Raw genomic sequence first — 15,870 nt, forward strand, 5'->3', positions numbered from 1 at the left:
AGATACACCCCGACGAACGGAGCAATGGTCATGCTGGTCCTGGGACTCATCCTGCTGCTGCTGGGAATGCTCCTGAAGATCTCGATCCTCTACACGATCGGCATCATCCTGCTGATCATCGGAGCGGTGCTCTGGATCCTCGGCGCGGTCGGCCGCCCGGTCGGGGGACGAAAAGTCTGGTTCTAACATGATCGAGTGACGCTGATCTCCATCGTGGTGCCGGTCTTCAACGAGGAGGTTCTCCTCGGGAACTGCCTCGAAGCGATCTTCGGGCAGGACGAACCGGCACACGAGGTGATCGTCGTCGACAACGGCTCCGACGACGGCACCCTCGCGGTGCTCGCCGGATACCAGGGCCGGCTGATCCTTCTGCACGAGCCCCGGCCGGGTGTGCACCACGCCCGCAGCCGGGGCCTCGACGCGGCGACCGGCGACGTGATCGGGCGGATCGACGCCGACACCCGGCTCGCCCCCGGCTGGACCCGGGCCGTGCGGGAGACGTTCACCGGACCGGTGGTGCAGGCCGCCACCGGGCCGGTGCGGTACTACGACATCGCGGCGTCCCGGCTGGTCGACAGCGGGGACGCCCTTTTTCGTCAGGCGTCCTCCCGGCGCTCTCTGGACTGGCTGCTCGGGGCCAACATGGCTGTCCGGGCCGCCGCCTGGCACTGGATCCGGGACGGCCTCTGCACCGACGCGGAGGTGCACGAGGACATCGATCTCGGCATCCACCTGCACCGGGAAGGGCTGACCGTGGTCTTCGCCGGTGCCATGCGCGCCGGCACCTCGGCGCGGCGGATCGCCAACCGTTTCCGGGACTACCGGGCCTACGCGTTGCTGACCGAGAAGACCTATCAGCGGCATGGGTACGCGTACCGCCGCGCCTGGATCGTCACCCGCCTTCAACTGCTGCTGTTTCCGCTGCTGCGCCTGGTGTACGCCCTGGCCCAGCCCCGGCCGTGGACGGCCCTGCGCGGTGACGGCGGCCGGGTGAGCGCCATGCGGCCCCGCCGATCCAGCTGAGGCCGGCGAACAGGGCGGCGCGTTCCAGCAGGCCGTGCGGGGTGCCGGACAGCCGGCCGGCGGCGTCCAGCAACACCAGTACGGTGGCCGCGCCGAACGTCACGACCATGAGCCCGGCGATCGTCCACGCGGCTTTCCGGGGACCGGTTCTGATCACCGCGCCGACTCCGGCGCACGCCAGGACGACCGAGATCAACTGGTGGATCAGGCCGCGGGTGGTGTGCTCGACCGGCACACCCGGCGGGAAACCCAGCCCCGCGTCGGTACGGACCACGGCCAGCGCCACCAGGCAGAACCCGCACACCATGATCAGGCTGGAGCGGGGTACGGCGGTGGCGCACAGGATCAGCCACAGGCCGCAGGTCGCGAGGTCCGCCGTCCCGATCCAACCGTGCTCACCGAGCGACAGGTGACTGATCCACTGACGGGTCATGTCGAAACCGGGCCGGGTCAGCCCGTCCACAGTGCTCACCACGATCATCTGCGCGGCGGCGAGCACGCCGAGAAACCGTCTCACCTGGCCGACCCTACGACGGCGGGGACGGCGGCACCGCGGCGCGGCGCGGTGTGGCGGCCTCACGGTGCGGCGGCCTCGCGATGCGGCGGCCTCGCGGTGCGGCGCGGTGCGGTGGGGTGCGGCGGCCTCGCGGTGCGGTGCGGGGTGGCGGCATCGTCCGCGGCACGGAAGGATCTCCGGGGCGTGAGGATCGCCCACTTCTGCGACAGCCATCCGGGCCGGCCCGACGGTGTGACCCGCTCGGTGGAGACGACCGTCGATCTGTTGCGGTCTGCCGGACACCAGGTGGATCTTTACCGGCCCGGCTCGGTACGCAGCTTTCCGGTGCCGTTCCGTCAGGTCCGGGTGGGGTTACCGTTCGCCGCGCGGCGGGCTGACGTGGTTCACGTGCATACGACCGGGCCGATCGGGATGCGCGGGTTCCGGTTCGCCGTGGAGTGGGGCGTGCCGTTGGTGGTCACCTGGCACACGGACCTGCTGGCATATGCCGACCTGTTCCCGGAGATCCCGCTCGGCGCCGCGTGGTGTGCGATGCGGTTGGGGCTGGGGTGGTCGATGCCCCGGTACCTGGAGCTGACCCGCCCCGGACCGGTCCGTCGTGCCCGCCTGGTCCAGTTGGGCCGTGCGATGTTCGAGCAGGTGACGGTGGTGATAGCCCCGTCGGGGAAGACCGCTGCCGATCTCGCCGAGTTCCACCCCCGACAGATCGAGATACTCCCGACCCCGGTAGCCGACGCGCCCCCGACCACCATCCCTGGCAACCGCCCGCCGACCGCCGTGCCGAGCGACGTTCCCCCCGGCGCTGTTCTTGGCGATGTCTCGCCGGCCGGCGGTGATGTCGTCCTCTCCGTCGGGCGGGGGACTGCGGAGAAGAACCCCGAGTTGCTGCTGCGATCCTTCGCCCTGGTGCGGGCGGCCCGACCGGGCACCCGGCTCGTCCTGCTCGGAGTCCGGCAGCGGCGCAGGTACCTGATCCGGAGAATCGCCGCCCTGGGCCTGACCGGAAGCGTCGACGTCCTCCCCCCGGTGCCGCACCACCAGGTAGCTGATCACTATCGGACCGCTGCGGTCCTGGCCTTCACCTCGACGACCGACACCCAGAGCCTGGTACTCGCCGAGGCCGAAGCAGCCGGCCTGCCGGTGGTGGTAGCCGATCCCGCCCTCGCCACCCGCCCAGGCACCCACCGCCCACCTTCCGGCCACCCACCGCCCGGCCCGGATCCCGCTCCCGGATCCGTTACCTGCCCGGATGGCCACCTCCCGCCTTCTGGCCGCCCATCGGCCGGCCCGGATCCCGCTCCCGGATCTGCTACCCGGCCGGGTGGCCACTTCCAAGGCCTCGGGTTGTCTGCCGGGCTGGGTCCTGGCTCGAGTTTGTCCGGCGGGGCGGATCTCGTTTCGGCCGGGCGGTTCACCTGTGAACCCGAACCGGGCGCGGTCGCCTCGGCGCTTCTGCGCATGCTCGGCGACCGCGCTCTGCGTGCCGCGGTGGCCCGGGACGGGTTGGCAGCCGCGGCGGCCTACCCTCCGGAGGTCTTTCTGCACCGACTGTCGACGATCTATGACGAGGCGGTCAAAGACCGAAACAGATCAGAGCCCGGCCGTACCGGGGATCGCTGAGATCCACAGCGTGGTACTCGGCCGTCATCAGTTCCGGCGGCTCGCGCCCGGGATCGTTCAGCCAGCCCCGGACCGCGGCGACGGCTTCGGCCGGCTCCCGGCCCTCGTCCACCAGCGCGGTGTGCAGCATCCAGTAGATCAGCGACGCCACCTGATCCGGCACCACCTCCCGGAAGCCGATCACCGCCGTGAAGCCGCAGTCCAGCAACGAGCCGGCCAGCGCCCCGAGAACGACCGGACCCGGCGGAAGAACGGCGACCCCACCACCCCGGACCGGCGTCCCAGCGATCTCACCGGGCCCCAGAACCGTGGAATCGGCCAGCTCGAGGAAGCCTTCCGAGGTGACACCACAACCGAGATGCAGCATCGAAGCGTCCAGGTGACCGACGACCTCATCCCGGTCACCCACGCCGTCGTTCTGCTCCACGGTCCATCCCAGACCGGCCGACCGAGGATAGAAGGCACGCCGCAACCGGAGGGCGTCAACCGTGGCGCTCTCCCGATCCCGCCGCGGATTGGCGACGAAGACCGGCGCCGCCCCGACCGGCCGGCGCCCGCGCCTGACCAGAGTGACAAGCTGCTCGGCAGTCCGCACCCAGGAGACGTCGGCCCCGCCGACCCCGCTCCCATCACCCGGCCCGTCCTTGTCACCAAGGTCGTTCCGGCTGCCCGGGCCGCTCTCGTCGGCCGGGCGGTTCTTGTCGGCTGGGCTCTTCTTGTCGGTGGGATTCCTTTCCTCGGGCGGGCCCGCGATGACCACCCGGCCGGTCCGAGGCATGCCGGCGGTGATCGTTTCCAGTCGGCCGGTGGCCGCAGTCAGGGCCACGGATCTGAAGAGGAGAGTGTCGATCCCTGCCTCCCTCATCGCGGCCACGACCTCGGCGAACGCGGTGTCGATGGTGGCGCGGCCGTTCAGTTCGGCGGCAATGCGGTGGGCCGATTCCACCTCGCCCGGGGTCATCCCGGGAAGATCGGGACCGATCCGGCCGAGGCACCCGGCGGCCGAGCCCGGATCGTCCGGGCCGCCCGGCCAGCCGTTGCCGCCGTCGGCGTGATGCCTGTCGATCAACGCCTGGGCCAGGGCGATCTGGTCGGCGGGCCGTGCACCGGGAGCCTCCACGACGGCGGCAGCCAGGGCCACTCGATCGTCCGTCGAGGTGGCGCCGGCCAGAAGTTCCCGAAGTTCGGCCGCGGGAGTGATCGCTTTCGGTTCCTGTCGTGGCCGAGGCTCCGGCCCGTTCACCGGCACCGGCCCGTCGACTACCGCAACCCGGCCGGGACCGAGAGTGATCACGCTCGGCGGAGGCAACGAGGACGACCACGACGAGGGAGAGGACGGTGAGGGCGAAGACGGTGAGACGGGTGAGGACCGAGGCGGCGGCGATTGGGAAGGTGGGGGCGAGGTGGATGGCCGCGGCGGGGTGGGGGGTGTGGGGATGGCAGACGGTGGGCGCGGAGGCGGGACGAGAGTTGTCAGGTCCGGGATGGGCGGCGGCACCAGGCCCATCCCGGTGCCGCCGCTCATCTGCTGGTGCAGGGCCTGCATGTCGGCCAGCGCCTGGCCCAGCTTGGAGATGTCCACGCCGCCCGGGCCGCCGAGCATTCCCCGCAGCGCCTCCGCCACCGTGCCCAGCGTCGTTGCCGTCGAGATCAGTTCGGTGTTGATCCGGGGACCGTTCGCGACCTCCCGGAACAGCGCGATCGCCCGGTCCACGTCGGCGGCATCGTCCGAAGCGCCACCGCCACCGCCACCGCCGCCGAAGCCACCGCCACCAAAAGCGCCGCCGGCCATTTTTCGCATCATCGCCTCGGGGGACGAGAAGCCCGTCATAGTCCTGGTCAGCAGGATCTGGCCCAGGATCACCTTTGACCCGCCGGTCACCGCCGGCTGCTGGCCCGGGAAGCGCAACGACTCCTCCAGCATCTGCTCGGCGATGGTCCCGTCCCGGGGTCCTCCGCCGTGTGCCAGGTTCCGGATCCCGTACAGCCAGCCGAGTTGACCGGCCACCTGCCCGCGCAGTGCCTCCCCACCGGCCATCCGCCGGTAGGCCGCCTCCAGCGTCTCGATCGCCTCGCCCAGCAGGGGCAGCGCCGCGGGGGTGCCGACCCCGGCCCGCAGGTACCGGTTGGTCAGGTCGGAGCCGCGCTCCAGGAGCGTACGGAAGTCGTCGTTCTCCGTCATCTCACGTCCTCCGTCTCGTCACTGTCCGCCGTGGACGAATGCCGCCCAGGCCACCACCGCCGCCAGCCCGGCACGGTCCAGCCGGTGCCGCAGACCGGCGGGCATGTCCGGTGGGATCTCCCGGTCCGGGTCGAGCATCCACAGCTGTGCGTCCCGCAGCGCGGCCCACGCCGGCCGCCGTCGTACCCGCAGGTTGTGGTGCACCATGAACATCAGCACCGAGGTGGCGGCGTCCGGCACACTCCATTGGCTGGACAGCACGGTTCGCGCGCCCCCGGCCAGGAACGCCGTCGCCAGGCTGTAGGCCTCGTCGTAGCCACTCAGCGAGATCCCGGTCCGGCAGGCCGCGAGAACGACCAGACCGAGATCCCTTTCCGGTACGCCACCGAGCAGCGCCACCAGCTCAGCCGCGGTCAGCCGGTCCGTCTCCGGTTCGGCGGCGTCCGGACCGGTGTCCGCCCCGGCGAGTTGTAGGTAGGCAGTGGCCCGGGCCCCACCGGTCTGCACGAACCCGTGACAGGCCAGGTGCAGAACCCCGCCGTTGACCGGCCCCGGCGTGGTGAGCCAGGCACGGACCTCAGCCGCGGTGCCCCGCCCGGAGCGACTCACCGTGTCGTCCGGCCGCCGCCCCAGATAACGGGCGCCGGGATAGAAGACCTGCCGGATCGCGTACGCCTCCCGCCGCGCCGCGGGCAACGGATCAGCCGAGCTCTCCGGGTCTCCGACGATCAGCCCGGCCGGCCCGGGAACAACGGCCGGCAGCCCGGCGGACCGCACCAGCATCCGCGCCGAAGCGGTCTGCGACAGGGCGATCAGCTCGACGGCATACCGCCCGTCCGGCCGGCGGGCGGCCTGCCAGGGAACCCGCGCCAGGTCACCCATCGGGATCAGCACGATCCGTGGCGGCCGATCCGGGTGGACCGGCAGCCGCGGCAGGTAGGTCTCGATCAGCGCGGCCATGGCGGCGTCCCAGGCCCAGCGCCCGATCTCGGTCAGCCGTTCGTCGAGGTCACCGGCGGGCCCGGCACCGGCCGACATGTCCCGCCGGGCCAGAGCGGTCAGGTAGTCGTCCAGCCGGGGCATGACGCTCGGGGTGAGCGATGTCAGGGTGAGATAGGCGGGCGGCCCGGACGCCGGGGCGATCACCGCGTTACCGGGCCGGTTCTCGGCGCCGGGCACCAGATAGACGAGCGCGTCGGCGTCCAGATCGACGAGCGCCCGTTGGATCTCGGCATATCCGGGCGGATCGAAGAGTGCCGAGGTGGCCCCGTCCTGGGCCAGAACGGTCATCACGTCACGGCGCAGGTCGGCCGAGAGCGCCGCCGGGTCACCGGTGGCGGCGGCGGTCCGCCAACGTGCGGCGAGTTCGGTCTTCCCGGCTGCGGCCAGGTGTTCACCGAGGGAGCCGGTCGCGGTGGCGGCGTAGAGGGCCAGGCCCCGCCCGGCGTCCAGGGCGGTGATGGCCGACCCCGGGTCGCCGTTTGCCAGGTACTGCCGGGCCACGTCGATGGCGTCGCTTCCGGCGGTCCGCACCGCGGCGGTGGCCGATGCCAGGTCGGGCTGGATCAGCACCTGCCAGACGGCGCCGCGCAGCCCGTCCAGGGCGATCGGGTCGAAGCCGGTCCGGTCGCCGAGGGTGTGCCGGACCGCCCCGGACAGCTCGCTGATCATCTGCCACTGCGCGTGGTGCGGGCCGCCCGCCAGGGTCCGGGCCTCGACGAGCAGCTCGTCCGCCGCGCGCAGGTCCGGTTCGTCGGCGCTGACCTCGTACCGGCGCAGCAGGGCGGTGGCCAGCACCCCCAGGTAGAAGACGCGCTGGGGATGGTCCGGTCCGGCGATGTCCAGGGCGGTGCGCAGCTGGGCGAGGCCGAGTTCGATCCGGGCCGGGTCGCTCTCCCGCCCGGCCCGGATCGCCGCCATGCCGGCCTGGCTGTGCAGCAGAGCCCGGTCGGGGTTCAGAGTGTCGGCCCGGTCGGCGTGGTCCACCATCGCCTGGAGTGCGGCGTCCGACATCCGCGGGGTGTCGTCGTCGGACAGTCCGGTGAACGCGTCCAGGTCGGCGGACGACTCCTCGAAGACCTGGCGCAGTGGGCCCTCGGCGGGCAGGTTCGCAAACGTCTCCCGTACCGTGGCGGGGTCGTAGCGCCGTTCGGAGACCATCGCGGTCATCCGGGTGAGCACGTCCGCCTCGGGCCGGCTGCTGATCTCCGGCGGCAGCCCGGCGAGGTATTCGGCGACCTCGGCGGGCATCCGGGCCAGGGCGCCCCGGTCGTCCTGCTGGATGGCGGCGGCGACCTTCAGCGCCATCCGCCCGGACATGAACAGGGGCAGCAGGGCCGGATCACCGGTGTGCTGGGCGGCCAGTTCCTCCAGCTGTTTCAGGTTCCCGCCCGGGTCGGCCGGTTCGTACAGGAGCAGCATGATCTCGGCGGTGGCCCGGACCCGCAGCCACGCCGGATCCTTCGGCGGGTCGGTGGCGGCGACGGCGAGCAGTTCGGGCAGGGCCCGGATCCGGTTCGCGGGCGGCACCTCGCCGCCGCGGAGGATCGCCTGGACCAGCCCGGCGGCGAGACCGGCCCGCCCGGGCATGCCGTGCGGCAGACGGCCGAAGTCGCGCAGCGCGCCGTCGAGATCGCCGTGCCCGGCCACCGCACCGGCGATGGCGGCACAGCGGGCGAGATTGTCGTCCTGATCGCTCACGGGTCCTCCCGACCACGTCCGGTCCGTTCATGGATTCCTGACGGACAGGCGAACGCCGGTGACCGGCTGGCCGCCCGGCAGACCCGGGGCGAGCAACGGGCCGCCGAGGCCGAGGCGGCACTGGCGCTGACCCTGCAGCGCCGGGCCGCCGACGCGCCGGCCGCCACGTCCGAGGTCACCCGTCTGCAGTTGCTCGACGATCTGCGCTACACCGTCGACCAGGCCAATGAGCAGGTCCGCTGCCGGCAGGGCACGCTGTGGGATTTCGCCGCCCGGCTGGCCTGGTACACCGGCCCGGGGGCGGACGGGGCGCTCGCGGCGATCAGCGCGGCAGCAACGGGCTCGCTCATGTACGCCGGGACGGCTGGGCGGACCTGGCAGTTTGGGTTCGCGCCCGTGGCGGACGCCTACCGGTTCAACATGGTCGCCCCGGCCGCGATCTACCTGGGCGTCCGGGCTCGTCGACCCCGGACCGGTCCGCCTCGACCTGGGCGATCGGCCTCGGCGGCGTCGGTTTCGTCTACCAGATCTGCCTGGTCATCGGCACGATCGGCGATGCCTTCGACCCATCCACCACCACCTGACGATCCTCAGAAGACCGGCGGCTGGAAGAGGGGAGTCTCCACGGCCCGGGGGCGGGCCGGCGCGGCGACCGCGTTGAGCAGGAAGTCGACCATCCGGCGGGCCTGTGCCCGGGCCTGCGGCGCCCGCCCCGGCGGAAGGTTCAGCGCGTGCATCATGGCCCCGCCGAGCAGTGTCTCCAGCAGCAGCGGCACCGAGGTCTCCGGGGACAGTTCGCCACGGGCGATGCCGCGGCGCACGATGTCGCGGGCGGCGTTGACCTGTGACCGGCGCAGCTGCCGGTACCGGTCGGCGACCCCGGGGACCGAGTTGGCCTCCAGGCTCAGGCGCAGTGCGGCCCGCCCGGCCTCACCGGTGTAGAGGTTGAGCATCTGGGCGGCCACCTCCACCAGGTCGCCGCGCAGCGTGCCGGTGTCGACGGCGCTGATCGTCGCCAGGTTGGTGGTCAGCGCCTCGGTGAGCAGCGCTTCCTTGTTGCTCCAGCGCAGGTAGAGGGTCGGTTTGCTGATGCCGGCCCGGCGCGCGACGGTCTCCATCGCGAAGCCGGCCCAGCCGGTGTCGCCGAAGACGTCCAGGGCGGCCCGGGCGATACGGCGATCGACTTCCGGATCGCGGGGCCGGCCACCGGTGGTTCCCGTAGTCAAGCCAGGCCTCCTTGATTATGAACGGTCCCGTAAGGGTACAGCGCCCACCGACTGGTCGAATGTGGAACGATCAGCGTTCAGCAGCTGTTGACCTGCCTCCGTTACCCTCCGCGCCATGATCCAAGACATCGCGGGGATGTTTGTCGCCCAGGACTTCGGGACGTGGTCGCGGGCCGACGTCGAGCGGGTCGCCGGCGCTGGTCGGTGGCCCGCACGCGTGGGCGTTCTGGCGTAGGCCCCGGGTCCGGGTGGAGCGTGACCTGCGGCGTTCCACGGTCACCCTGCGAATCCAGCCGGCTGAGGCGGCCGAGAACGAGGAGTACAGCAACGCCCGGTACATGCCGGGCTGGGAGCACGAGCTGTGGTCCGCCACGCCGGACGAGGGTGGCGACGCCTACCGGTCGCTGATCGGGATGATGTTCTTCCACGCCCCGAACGTGACCGGCTGGGACGAGTTCGAGGCGACCGTGCGTGACCTGTTCGTCTCGCTCGCCGCGGACGTGCCGGCGCTGGGCGACCGGGCGCCGCACATCCTGTGGACCCTCACCACGGAGTCCGGGGATCGCGAGGTGTCCGGACTGTTCAAGAAGGAGTACGTCTCTCTCCAGGGCGAGGTCGTCTTCAACTTCACCGTCGACGTCGACACGACGGAGTTCCCGACCGGGCCGGAGAGCGGTCGGCGTGTCGCCGAGACGGCCCTGGCTATCGTCCGTGGCTGGGGTCTCGAGCCGGAGCAGTTGCGGTACTACCTGTACACCCCGGCGCCGGTTCGGGCGTGGGCGCAGTCCGGATTCCGGATCGAGGAGAAGTAGGGCCCGTCGTCGCACCCGGGCGGGGGCAGCCGGCCCGGGTGCGACGACGAGGGTCAGTGCGCGACCGGGCAGCCGCCGGTGAGGGTGCCGAGGAACGCGTTCGGGTCGTAGTAGTGCTCGACCTCGAGGAGTTTCAGGTCGTCGTCCACCTTGGCGACGCTCATCCCGAACATCTCGATGGTCTTCCCGGTCGGCTGGTGGCCGTGGTACTCACCGTCGAACGCGCCCCAGTGCCGCCACTTGAACGCGACCACCGGCGGCGGGCTGAGGACTTCGAGGACCTCCCAGTAGAACCCGTTCGGGAACGCGCCGTGGAAGACGTCGTGCTGGCCGTCGAACGACTCGGCCCGGTAGAACGGGCTGTCCCCGATGAGCACGTTGTAGCTGCCCTGGTCGGCGATGTCCTGCGCGGAGGCCCAGCCGCCGCCGTTGATGTTGGTGCGGAACCGCTCGGTGACCATCGAGACCCAGGTCGCCGGGTCCGTCTTGTGCGAGACCTCCATCTCGAAGACCTGCACGATCGTCTCCACGATCGCCTCGAGGGAGCCGGGCGCGTGGTCGGTCGTCCGCTGCTCGGGCATGACGACGGCGGACAGGTGGTAGTCCGGCGTGCCGTGCCGGAACTCTGAGGGGGCCGCGGCCTCGATCACGGCCGACCGGCCCTGCAGCCACAACGGTGTCTCAGACAAGACAGGTGTGTCCTTCCGGGGAAAAGAGGGTTCCGGTACGCCGCCGTCCGGTCACCCCCGGTGAGGTGAGCGCCGTCGACGGTATCCACATAGGACCCCGCCCGAAAGGGCTGATCGATGACAACCTATTTACATCCGGCAATGAGCATCACGATGTGAAGAACTCTGCAGATGCGGCCGGAAGATGCCTTTTCGGCTGGCATCTGCGGGCCTAGGATGATCTATCGCTCTTACCCGCGGACCGCTGCAAGTGCCACCCGAGGATCAAAATCAGGGGCAGGATCCACAGCCATGGGTACGTGTGGGAATGCGCGAACGCCACCACCGGCCGGTCGGCGCCCCGCACGTCGACACGCACCGTGTAGTGCCCCCACACCGGCCCCTCGAACGTGACCGGGATCCGGACCGTCCGGTGCTCACCCGGGCCCAGCGTGCCTGTCGCCCAGGTGGTGGCCCCGCTGGTCGGACGGCCGGGCCGGCCCACCGCCACCATCAGCCGCGGCTCGGCGACCGGTGCGGTGCGGTGCCGGGGTTGTGCACCTCGACCGCCATCGTCCGGTGGGCCGTCCCGCCGAGGAGTTCACCGGACACGCCCGGGCCGTCCAGCGTGGCGCGGGTGATGCCGACGACGGCCGGCGCCGCGGCGGCCACCGCGCAGTCGAGCGAACCCCGTTGCGCCTGGTTACCGCAGATCTCGGCGGTGACCGCCCCGGACGGCCAGCCGGTCAGCCGCACCACCACCGTCGTACCGACCCGGGTGGCCGGCTGATCCACCCGCACCTCGGGCGCCGCTGAGGAAACCCGCGCCGCGGAGAGCGGCAGGTCAGGCGCCGCGACCGGAGACGGGGTCAGGGCCAGGAGCAGGGCCAGCGTGACGCTCACGGATGGACGGCCGCCGGCACCGGGGTCATCCCGCGCCGCCGCCACCGGCGGATCGCCAGCACCGCGCCGACCAGCAGGAGCAGGTGCACCAGCGTCCACGGCACCCGCCACAGCACGCTGGAACCGGTGGTGACCGGCAGTGCCGCGCCGTCCGCCGACGCGGTCACGTCCACGGCCGCGGTCAGCTTGCCGGCCCCGAACACGCCGTCGATCCGGTCGGTCAGCTCGACGCGGGCGCCGGGCCGCCCAGCGCGATCGCGGCCAGCCCGGCCACGGAGAACTGCACGATGCTCATGTCCTGAAAAGGGTGAAGACGGCCGGTAGCGATTCACACACGCCAATGCGTACAGCGGACATGCCCGACGTGAACGAACCGGAGCCGCTAGTTTGGCGCGATGTCACCCGCGCGTATCGAGATCACCACCGCACCCGCCGGCCCCGGCGACCGGAACACCGTCGGCGGCACCCCGTTCCGGCCCGCCGGCGAGCCGTGGCCGTCCTGTTACTGCGGCGCACGGATGGTCTTCTTCTTCCAGGTCGACATCCCGGACGGCGGTCACCTCACGGTCTTCCAGTGCCCGGTGCACGACGATGCCGCGTACGGCCCGGCCCGGCTCCCCGACCGGTACTGGGACGAGGTCACCAGCCCGTTCGACGGGGTGTTCTGGCAGATATCGATCAGCGGCTCGGATGCCCCCGCTGCCGCCGCCGAGCCGCTCCTGCGACCACTGCGCCTGGAACTGCGGCCGGAGACCGGCCCGGCCGACGCGCACGGCTTCAAACTGGGCGGCACCCCGTCCTGGGCACAGGAGCCCGAACCCCACTGGTGCGCGTGCGGCACCGAGATGACCCTGCTCTGCCAGATCCCGGAGAACTTCGGCTTCGACATGTGGCCGATGCGCGACGACCGGGCCGAGCAGGCCCAGCTCTTCCTCGGCAACGAGATCTACCTGCTCGCCTGCCCGGCCCGCTGCCACCCGCGGGCCCTCTGGCCGGTGGCCCAGAATTGACCGGTGCCCCGGCGAGCGGTCCGGCGTTGCCGTCGGCCCGGGGACTGCGGGTGTATACCGACGGGCATTGCCCCGGCGGAGCGCCCGCCGCGCCGGGATCGGTCACAGGCAGCTCCACTGCTGGTTCTCCTTGCCGACGCACACCCAGATCCACATCGCCAGGCCTTCGGTCTCTTTGCCGTACGGGATGTCCAGGCAACCGCCTCCTTCCGCGGTGACCAGTTCGCGCGAGGCGTTGTAGGTCCACTGCTGGGCCCGGGCGCCGGTGCATGCCACCAGCGTCACCAGGGAACCGTTGGCGGCGCCGTCCACCTCCGCGCACTTGCCGCGGGCCCGCAGGGTCTTGTCGGAGGCCAGCGTGAAGCGCTGGCCGGCGTCCGTGCCTGCGCACGCCTTGGTCACGATCTGGCCGCCACCCGCCGGGGCGTACAGGCAGGTCTTCGGGCCTACGCCCTGGAACGGCGAGCCGGTGGCGGCGGCCCCGGGCGTGGGGGACTTGGACGCGGGCGGGCTGGTGGTCTTCTTCCGGCTGCCGGTCGGTGCCGCGGCCTCCCCACCCGGTGCCGCGGCGCCCGCGGAGGCGCCGCGCCGGGGTGTGCCGGAGACGGTCGCCGCCGGGCTGGGTGGCGGCGGGGTGGCGCTTGCCGCGCCCGGCGGCTGGGACACCACCGGAAACGCCTCGGGGGACGCCGGATCGGATCCCGCCAGCGGCGAGTAGGCGATCGCGCCGGCGACGAGCAGCGCCGCCACGGCCCCGCCGGCTACCAGCGCCGACCGCCGGACGGCCGACCTGACCCGGGGATTGCCGGCGGCCGGGCGAACGGCCGGACCCGAGGGCGCGGAGTCCGGGCCGCCAGGTGCGGCCGGCGGCGGAGCGACCAGCGACGGAACAGCCTGCGACGGAACAGCCTGCGACGGGACGGCCGCCGCCGGGGCCCCGGCGGCGCCCGGGGCGGACCGGAGCTTCGGGGTGGCGAACGTGGGCTCGGCGTAGACCGGCACGTCGGCGGGGCGCGGGGTGCCGGGGATGGTGGCCGCGACCAGGAGCCGCTTGGCGGTCTCGGCGTCCGCGCGCCGGTCCGGATCCCGCTGGAGCAGGGCGGTCAGCGCGGGCTGGAGTTCACCGGCGCGTTCCGGTGCGTCGGGGAGTTCGGTGGCCAGCGCGGCCAGGGTGGTCATCGGGGAGGACCGGACGTACGGCGGCCGGCCCTCGACCGCCGCGTACAGGGTGGCGCCCAGCGACCACAGGTCGGCGGACGGGCCGATCTCGTGGTCCAGGGCGCGTTCCGGCGCCAGGTACTGCGGGGAGCCGAGGACCACTCCGGTGCTTGTCATTCCGGCGTCCCCGGCCACGAGAGCCAGTCCGAAATCGGTCAGGACCACCCGGCCGTCGTCGGCCAGCAGGACGTTGCCCGGTTTCACGTCGCGGTGCAGCAGCCCGGCCCGGTGGGCGGCCCGTAGTCCGGCGAGGACACCGAGGCCGATGCGCGCCACCTGGTCCGGGGGCATCGGGCCGTCGTCACGGACGGTGGTGAACAGGGAACGTGACGGCACCAGCTCCATGACGATCCACGGGTCCTCGCCGTTGAACACCACGTCGAAGACCCGCACCACGTTCGGATGGTCCAGCCGGGCGATCGCGCGTGCCTCCCGGATGGCGCGTTCCCGCAGTTCAGCGAGTTCCGAATCGGGTATTCGGGGCGGCGGCACCAGCTCCTTGATCGCGACGTCGCGGTCGAGCAGCTGGTCCCGGGCCGCCCAGACACGCCCCATGCCACCCTGACCGAGCTGATCTACCAGCCGGTAACGTCCTGCGATCACATTCGACACTGCGGCAAGATACCGGGATAGATCGATTTATGGTGTCCTGCACGTGTGTAGACATTCCGTCAGGCCCTCTGCCGGCCAGTGACGTGCGGCACATCTCACGTGTTCAGGGCCAGGGCCGCCGCCTCGCCCCGGGAGCTGACCTCCAGCTTCTTCAGCACGCCGGCCACGTGGAACTTGACCGTGCTCTCGGTGACCCCCAGCTCGGCGCCGATCGTCTTGTTGCGTTTGCCCTGGGCGACCAGGCGCAGCACCTCCAGCTCGCGGCGGTTCAGGCGGGACAGCCGGTTCTCGCTCTCGCCGGCCCGGTCGGGGGCCGCCGCCAGTGGCAGGGTGACGACCGCGCGGCTGCCCCAGCCGGGCACCGTGTCCACCTCGACCGTCGCGCCGAGCGTGCGGGCGCGGCCGTCCAGCTCGCGCCGGAGAGCGGCCACGTCGAGGCGGCCGGGGCCTTGGTCGCGTACGTCGATCAGCAGTTGATCGGCCCGGCTCTGCCAGGCGATCCGCAGCCGGTCCAGCGACGGCTGGGCGGTCAGGGCCAGCACCACCGTGCGGGACATCGCGTGCGCGGCGAACGCGATCTCACCCGGCAGCGGGCAGTCGTCCCGGTTCGGGGCGACGAACTCCAGCTCCGCGTCATGATGTCGCAACATCTGCCGGACCTCGCGGCGCAACCGGGCGAACACCGCTGTCGCCTGTTCCTCCGAGGCCGCCTGGTCGGATGCCGGAGCGGACCGCAGCGCGACGAGTGCCGCCGACGCGGTCTCGGTGGCGTCGCGCCGGGCCCGGCCGTCGTCGAGCGCGGTGGACCGGAGCGTGGTCAGCACGGTGACCAGCGCGGTCTCGTGTGCCGCGGCCATCTCGGCGATGGTCCGGGCCCGCTCGCTGGACGCCGCCCGGGACTCGGCCAGGTAGTCCGGGCTGGCCTGGGCGACCTGCTGCCGGATCGACGTCGCGACGATGCCGAGGATCCCGGCCAGTCGCGCGGGCTGCGGCACCTCGGTGGCGGCGCTGCGGGGGATCAGCACGAGCAGGGTGTCGACCGGATCCAGGACCACCCATATCGTACGTTTCTCGCCGGCGATCGTGGCGGTGGTGACGATCGGCCGCCCCGGCTCGACACGTGCCTTGACCTGCTCCAACTCGGCCAGGGTGACACGGTTGACCATCTCGGTGGCCCCGGCGACCTTGCGCGGCCGGCCGGTGCACTCCCTGGTGAAGACGACGAGCGCGGTGTGCGGCCAGTCGGCGGCCAGGAACCGGGAGAACCGCCCGGCGATCTCGTGCAACGGGCCGTCGACGACCTCGCGCAGCCCGGTCAGCTCAGTACTCACCGCCGCACTCTAGACCTGTCCGGAAGACCAGGTTTTCCTGGCATCCCG

14 protein-coding genes and 1 pseudogene are annotated in these 15,870 nt (G+C 72.0%); 5 read left to right on the forward strand and 10 right to left on the reverse strand.

Translation table 11 applies throughout. The features are described from left to right. Window positions 1-30: 30 nt before the first annotated feature. Window positions 31-186 carry a hypothetical protein gene (locus Aco03nite_RS15520; RefSeq protein ID WP_203795796.1) on the forward strand — a complete coding sequence of 52 codons (156 nt, stop codon included), beginning with the start codon at window positions 31-33 and terminating at the stop codon, window positions 184-186. A 9-nt stretch (window positions 187-195) separates the two neighbouring features. Next, entirely contained in the window at window positions 196-1,023 is an 828-nt protein-coding gene (locus Aco03nite_RS15525; RefSeq protein ID WP_203795797.1) for a glycosyltransferase family 2 protein, read from the forward strand. A gap of 34 nt (window positions 1,024-1,057) precedes the next feature. Here the strand turns inward: Aco03nite_RS15525 and Aco03nite_RS54545 are convergent. Next, window positions 1,058-1,753 (reverse strand): annotated as a pseudogene (locus Aco03nite_RS54545) (DUF998 domain-containing protein); the annotation flags it as partial. On the opposite strand from Aco03nite_RS54545, the gene Aco03nite_RS15530 reads away from it, so the two are divergent. Beyond that, window positions 1,724-3,160, forward strand: coding sequence for a glycosyltransferase (locus Aco03nite_RS15530; protein WP_203795798.1), 1,437 nt, complete (start codon window positions 1,724-1,726; stop codon window positions 3,158-3,160). The pseudogene Aco03nite_RS54545 and the gene Aco03nite_RS15530 overlap by 30 nt on opposite strands. Here the strand turns inward: Aco03nite_RS15530 and Aco03nite_RS15535 are convergent. The 3 genes from Aco03nite_RS15535 to Aco03nite_RS15545 form a co-directional block, all read right to left on the reverse strand. Next, window positions 3,114-5,342 carry a hypothetical protein gene (locus Aco03nite_RS15535; RefSeq protein ID WP_203795799.1) on the reverse strand — a complete coding sequence of 743 codons (2,229 nt, stop codon included), beginning with the start codon at window positions 5,340-5,342 and terminating at the stop codon, window positions 3,114-3,116. The two genes, Aco03nite_RS15530 and Aco03nite_RS15535, sit on opposite strands and share 47 nt — an antisense overlap. Window positions 5,343-5,360: 18 nt before the next feature. After that, window positions 5,361-8,042: a CHAT domain-containing protein gene (locus Aco03nite_RS15540; protein ID WP_203795800.1), complete on the reverse strand. Its 2,682-nt coding sequence runs from the start codon at window positions 8,040-8,042 to the stop codon at window positions 5,361-5,363. Between the two features lie 590 nt (window positions 8,043-8,632). Then, window positions 8,633-9,268: a TetR/AcrR family transcriptional regulator gene (locus tag Aco03nite_RS15545; protein ID WP_239145189.1), complete on the reverse strand. Its 636-nt coding sequence runs from the start codon at window positions 9,266-9,268 to the stop codon at window positions 8,633-8,635. A 248-nt stretch (window positions 9,269-9,516) separates the two neighbouring features. Here Aco03nite_RS15545 and Aco03nite_RS15550 point away from each other — a divergent pair, with 248 nt between their 5' ends. Continuing rightward, entirely contained in the window at window positions 9,517-10,080 is a 564-nt protein-coding gene (locus Aco03nite_RS15550) for a hypothetical protein (RefSeq protein WP_203795801.1), read from the forward strand. A 53-nt stretch (window positions 10,081-10,133) separates the two neighbouring features. Here Aco03nite_RS15550 and Aco03nite_RS15555 read toward each other — a convergent pair whose 3' ends face one another. The 4 genes from Aco03nite_RS15555 to Aco03nite_RS15570 all read right to left on the reverse strand — a co-directional run bounded on the left by Aco03nite_RS15555 (window position 10,134) and on the right by Aco03nite_RS15570 (window position 11,854). Beyond that, on the reverse strand, window positions 10,134-10,769 hold the full coding sequence (locus Aco03nite_RS15555) for a nuclear transport factor 2 family protein (RefSeq protein WP_203795802.1): 636 nt from the start codon (window positions 10,767-10,769) through the stop codon (window positions 10,134-10,136). 211 nt (window positions 10,770-10,980) lie between these two features. Continuing rightward, complete coding sequence (locus Aco03nite_RS15560; RefSeq protein ID WP_203795803.1) at window positions 10,981-11,262, reverse strand: hypothetical protein; 282 nt, start codon at window positions 11,260-11,262, stop codon at window positions 10,981-10,983. Next, window positions 11,262-11,651: a hypothetical protein gene (locus tag Aco03nite_RS15565; protein WP_203795804.1), complete on the reverse strand. Its 390-nt coding sequence runs from the start codon at window positions 11,649-11,651 to the stop codon at window positions 11,262-11,264. Before Aco03nite_RS15565 ends, Aco03nite_RS15560 begins: the two co-directional genes overlap by 1 nt. Beyond that, window positions 11,648-11,854 carry a hypothetical protein gene (locus Aco03nite_RS15570; RefSeq protein WP_203795805.1) on the reverse strand — a complete coding sequence of 69 codons (207 nt, stop codon included), beginning with the start codon at window positions 11,852-11,854 and terminating at the stop codon, window positions 11,648-11,650. Before Aco03nite_RS15570 ends, Aco03nite_RS15565 begins: the two co-directional genes overlap by 4 nt. Window positions 11,855-12,046: 192 nt before the next feature. On the opposite strand from Aco03nite_RS15570, the gene Aco03nite_RS15575 reads away from it, so the two are divergent. Then, entirely contained in the window at window positions 12,047-12,661 is a 615-nt protein-coding gene (locus Aco03nite_RS15575) for a hypothetical protein (protein ID WP_203795806.1), read from the forward strand. Window positions 12,662-12,763: 102 nt separating this feature from the next. On the opposite strand, the gene Aco03nite_RS15580 is transcribed toward Aco03nite_RS15575, so the two are convergent. Both Aco03nite_RS15580 and Aco03nite_RS52930 read right to left on the reverse strand, forming a co-directional pair. Then, the gene (locus tag Aco03nite_RS15580; RefSeq protein WP_203796136.1) at window positions 12,764-14,434 is read right to left on the reverse strand and encodes a serine/threonine protein kinase; all 1,671 of its coding nucleotides are present in this window, start codon (window positions 14,432-14,434) and stop codon (window positions 12,764-12,766) included. Window positions 14,435-14,586: 152 nt separating this feature from the next. Then, window positions 14,587-15,822, reverse strand: a complete 1,236-nt coding sequence (locus tag Aco03nite_RS52930; protein ID WP_239145191.1) for a LuxR C-terminal-related transcriptional regulator — start codon at window positions 15,820-15,822, stop codon at window positions 14,587-14,589. Window positions 15,823-15,870 lie beyond the last annotated feature (48 nt).

The organism is Actinoplanes couchii, from assembly GCF_016862075.1.
Taxonomy (GTDB): Bacteria; Actinomycetota; Actinomycetes; order Mycobacteriales; family Micromonosporaceae; genus Actinoplanes; species Actinoplanes couchii.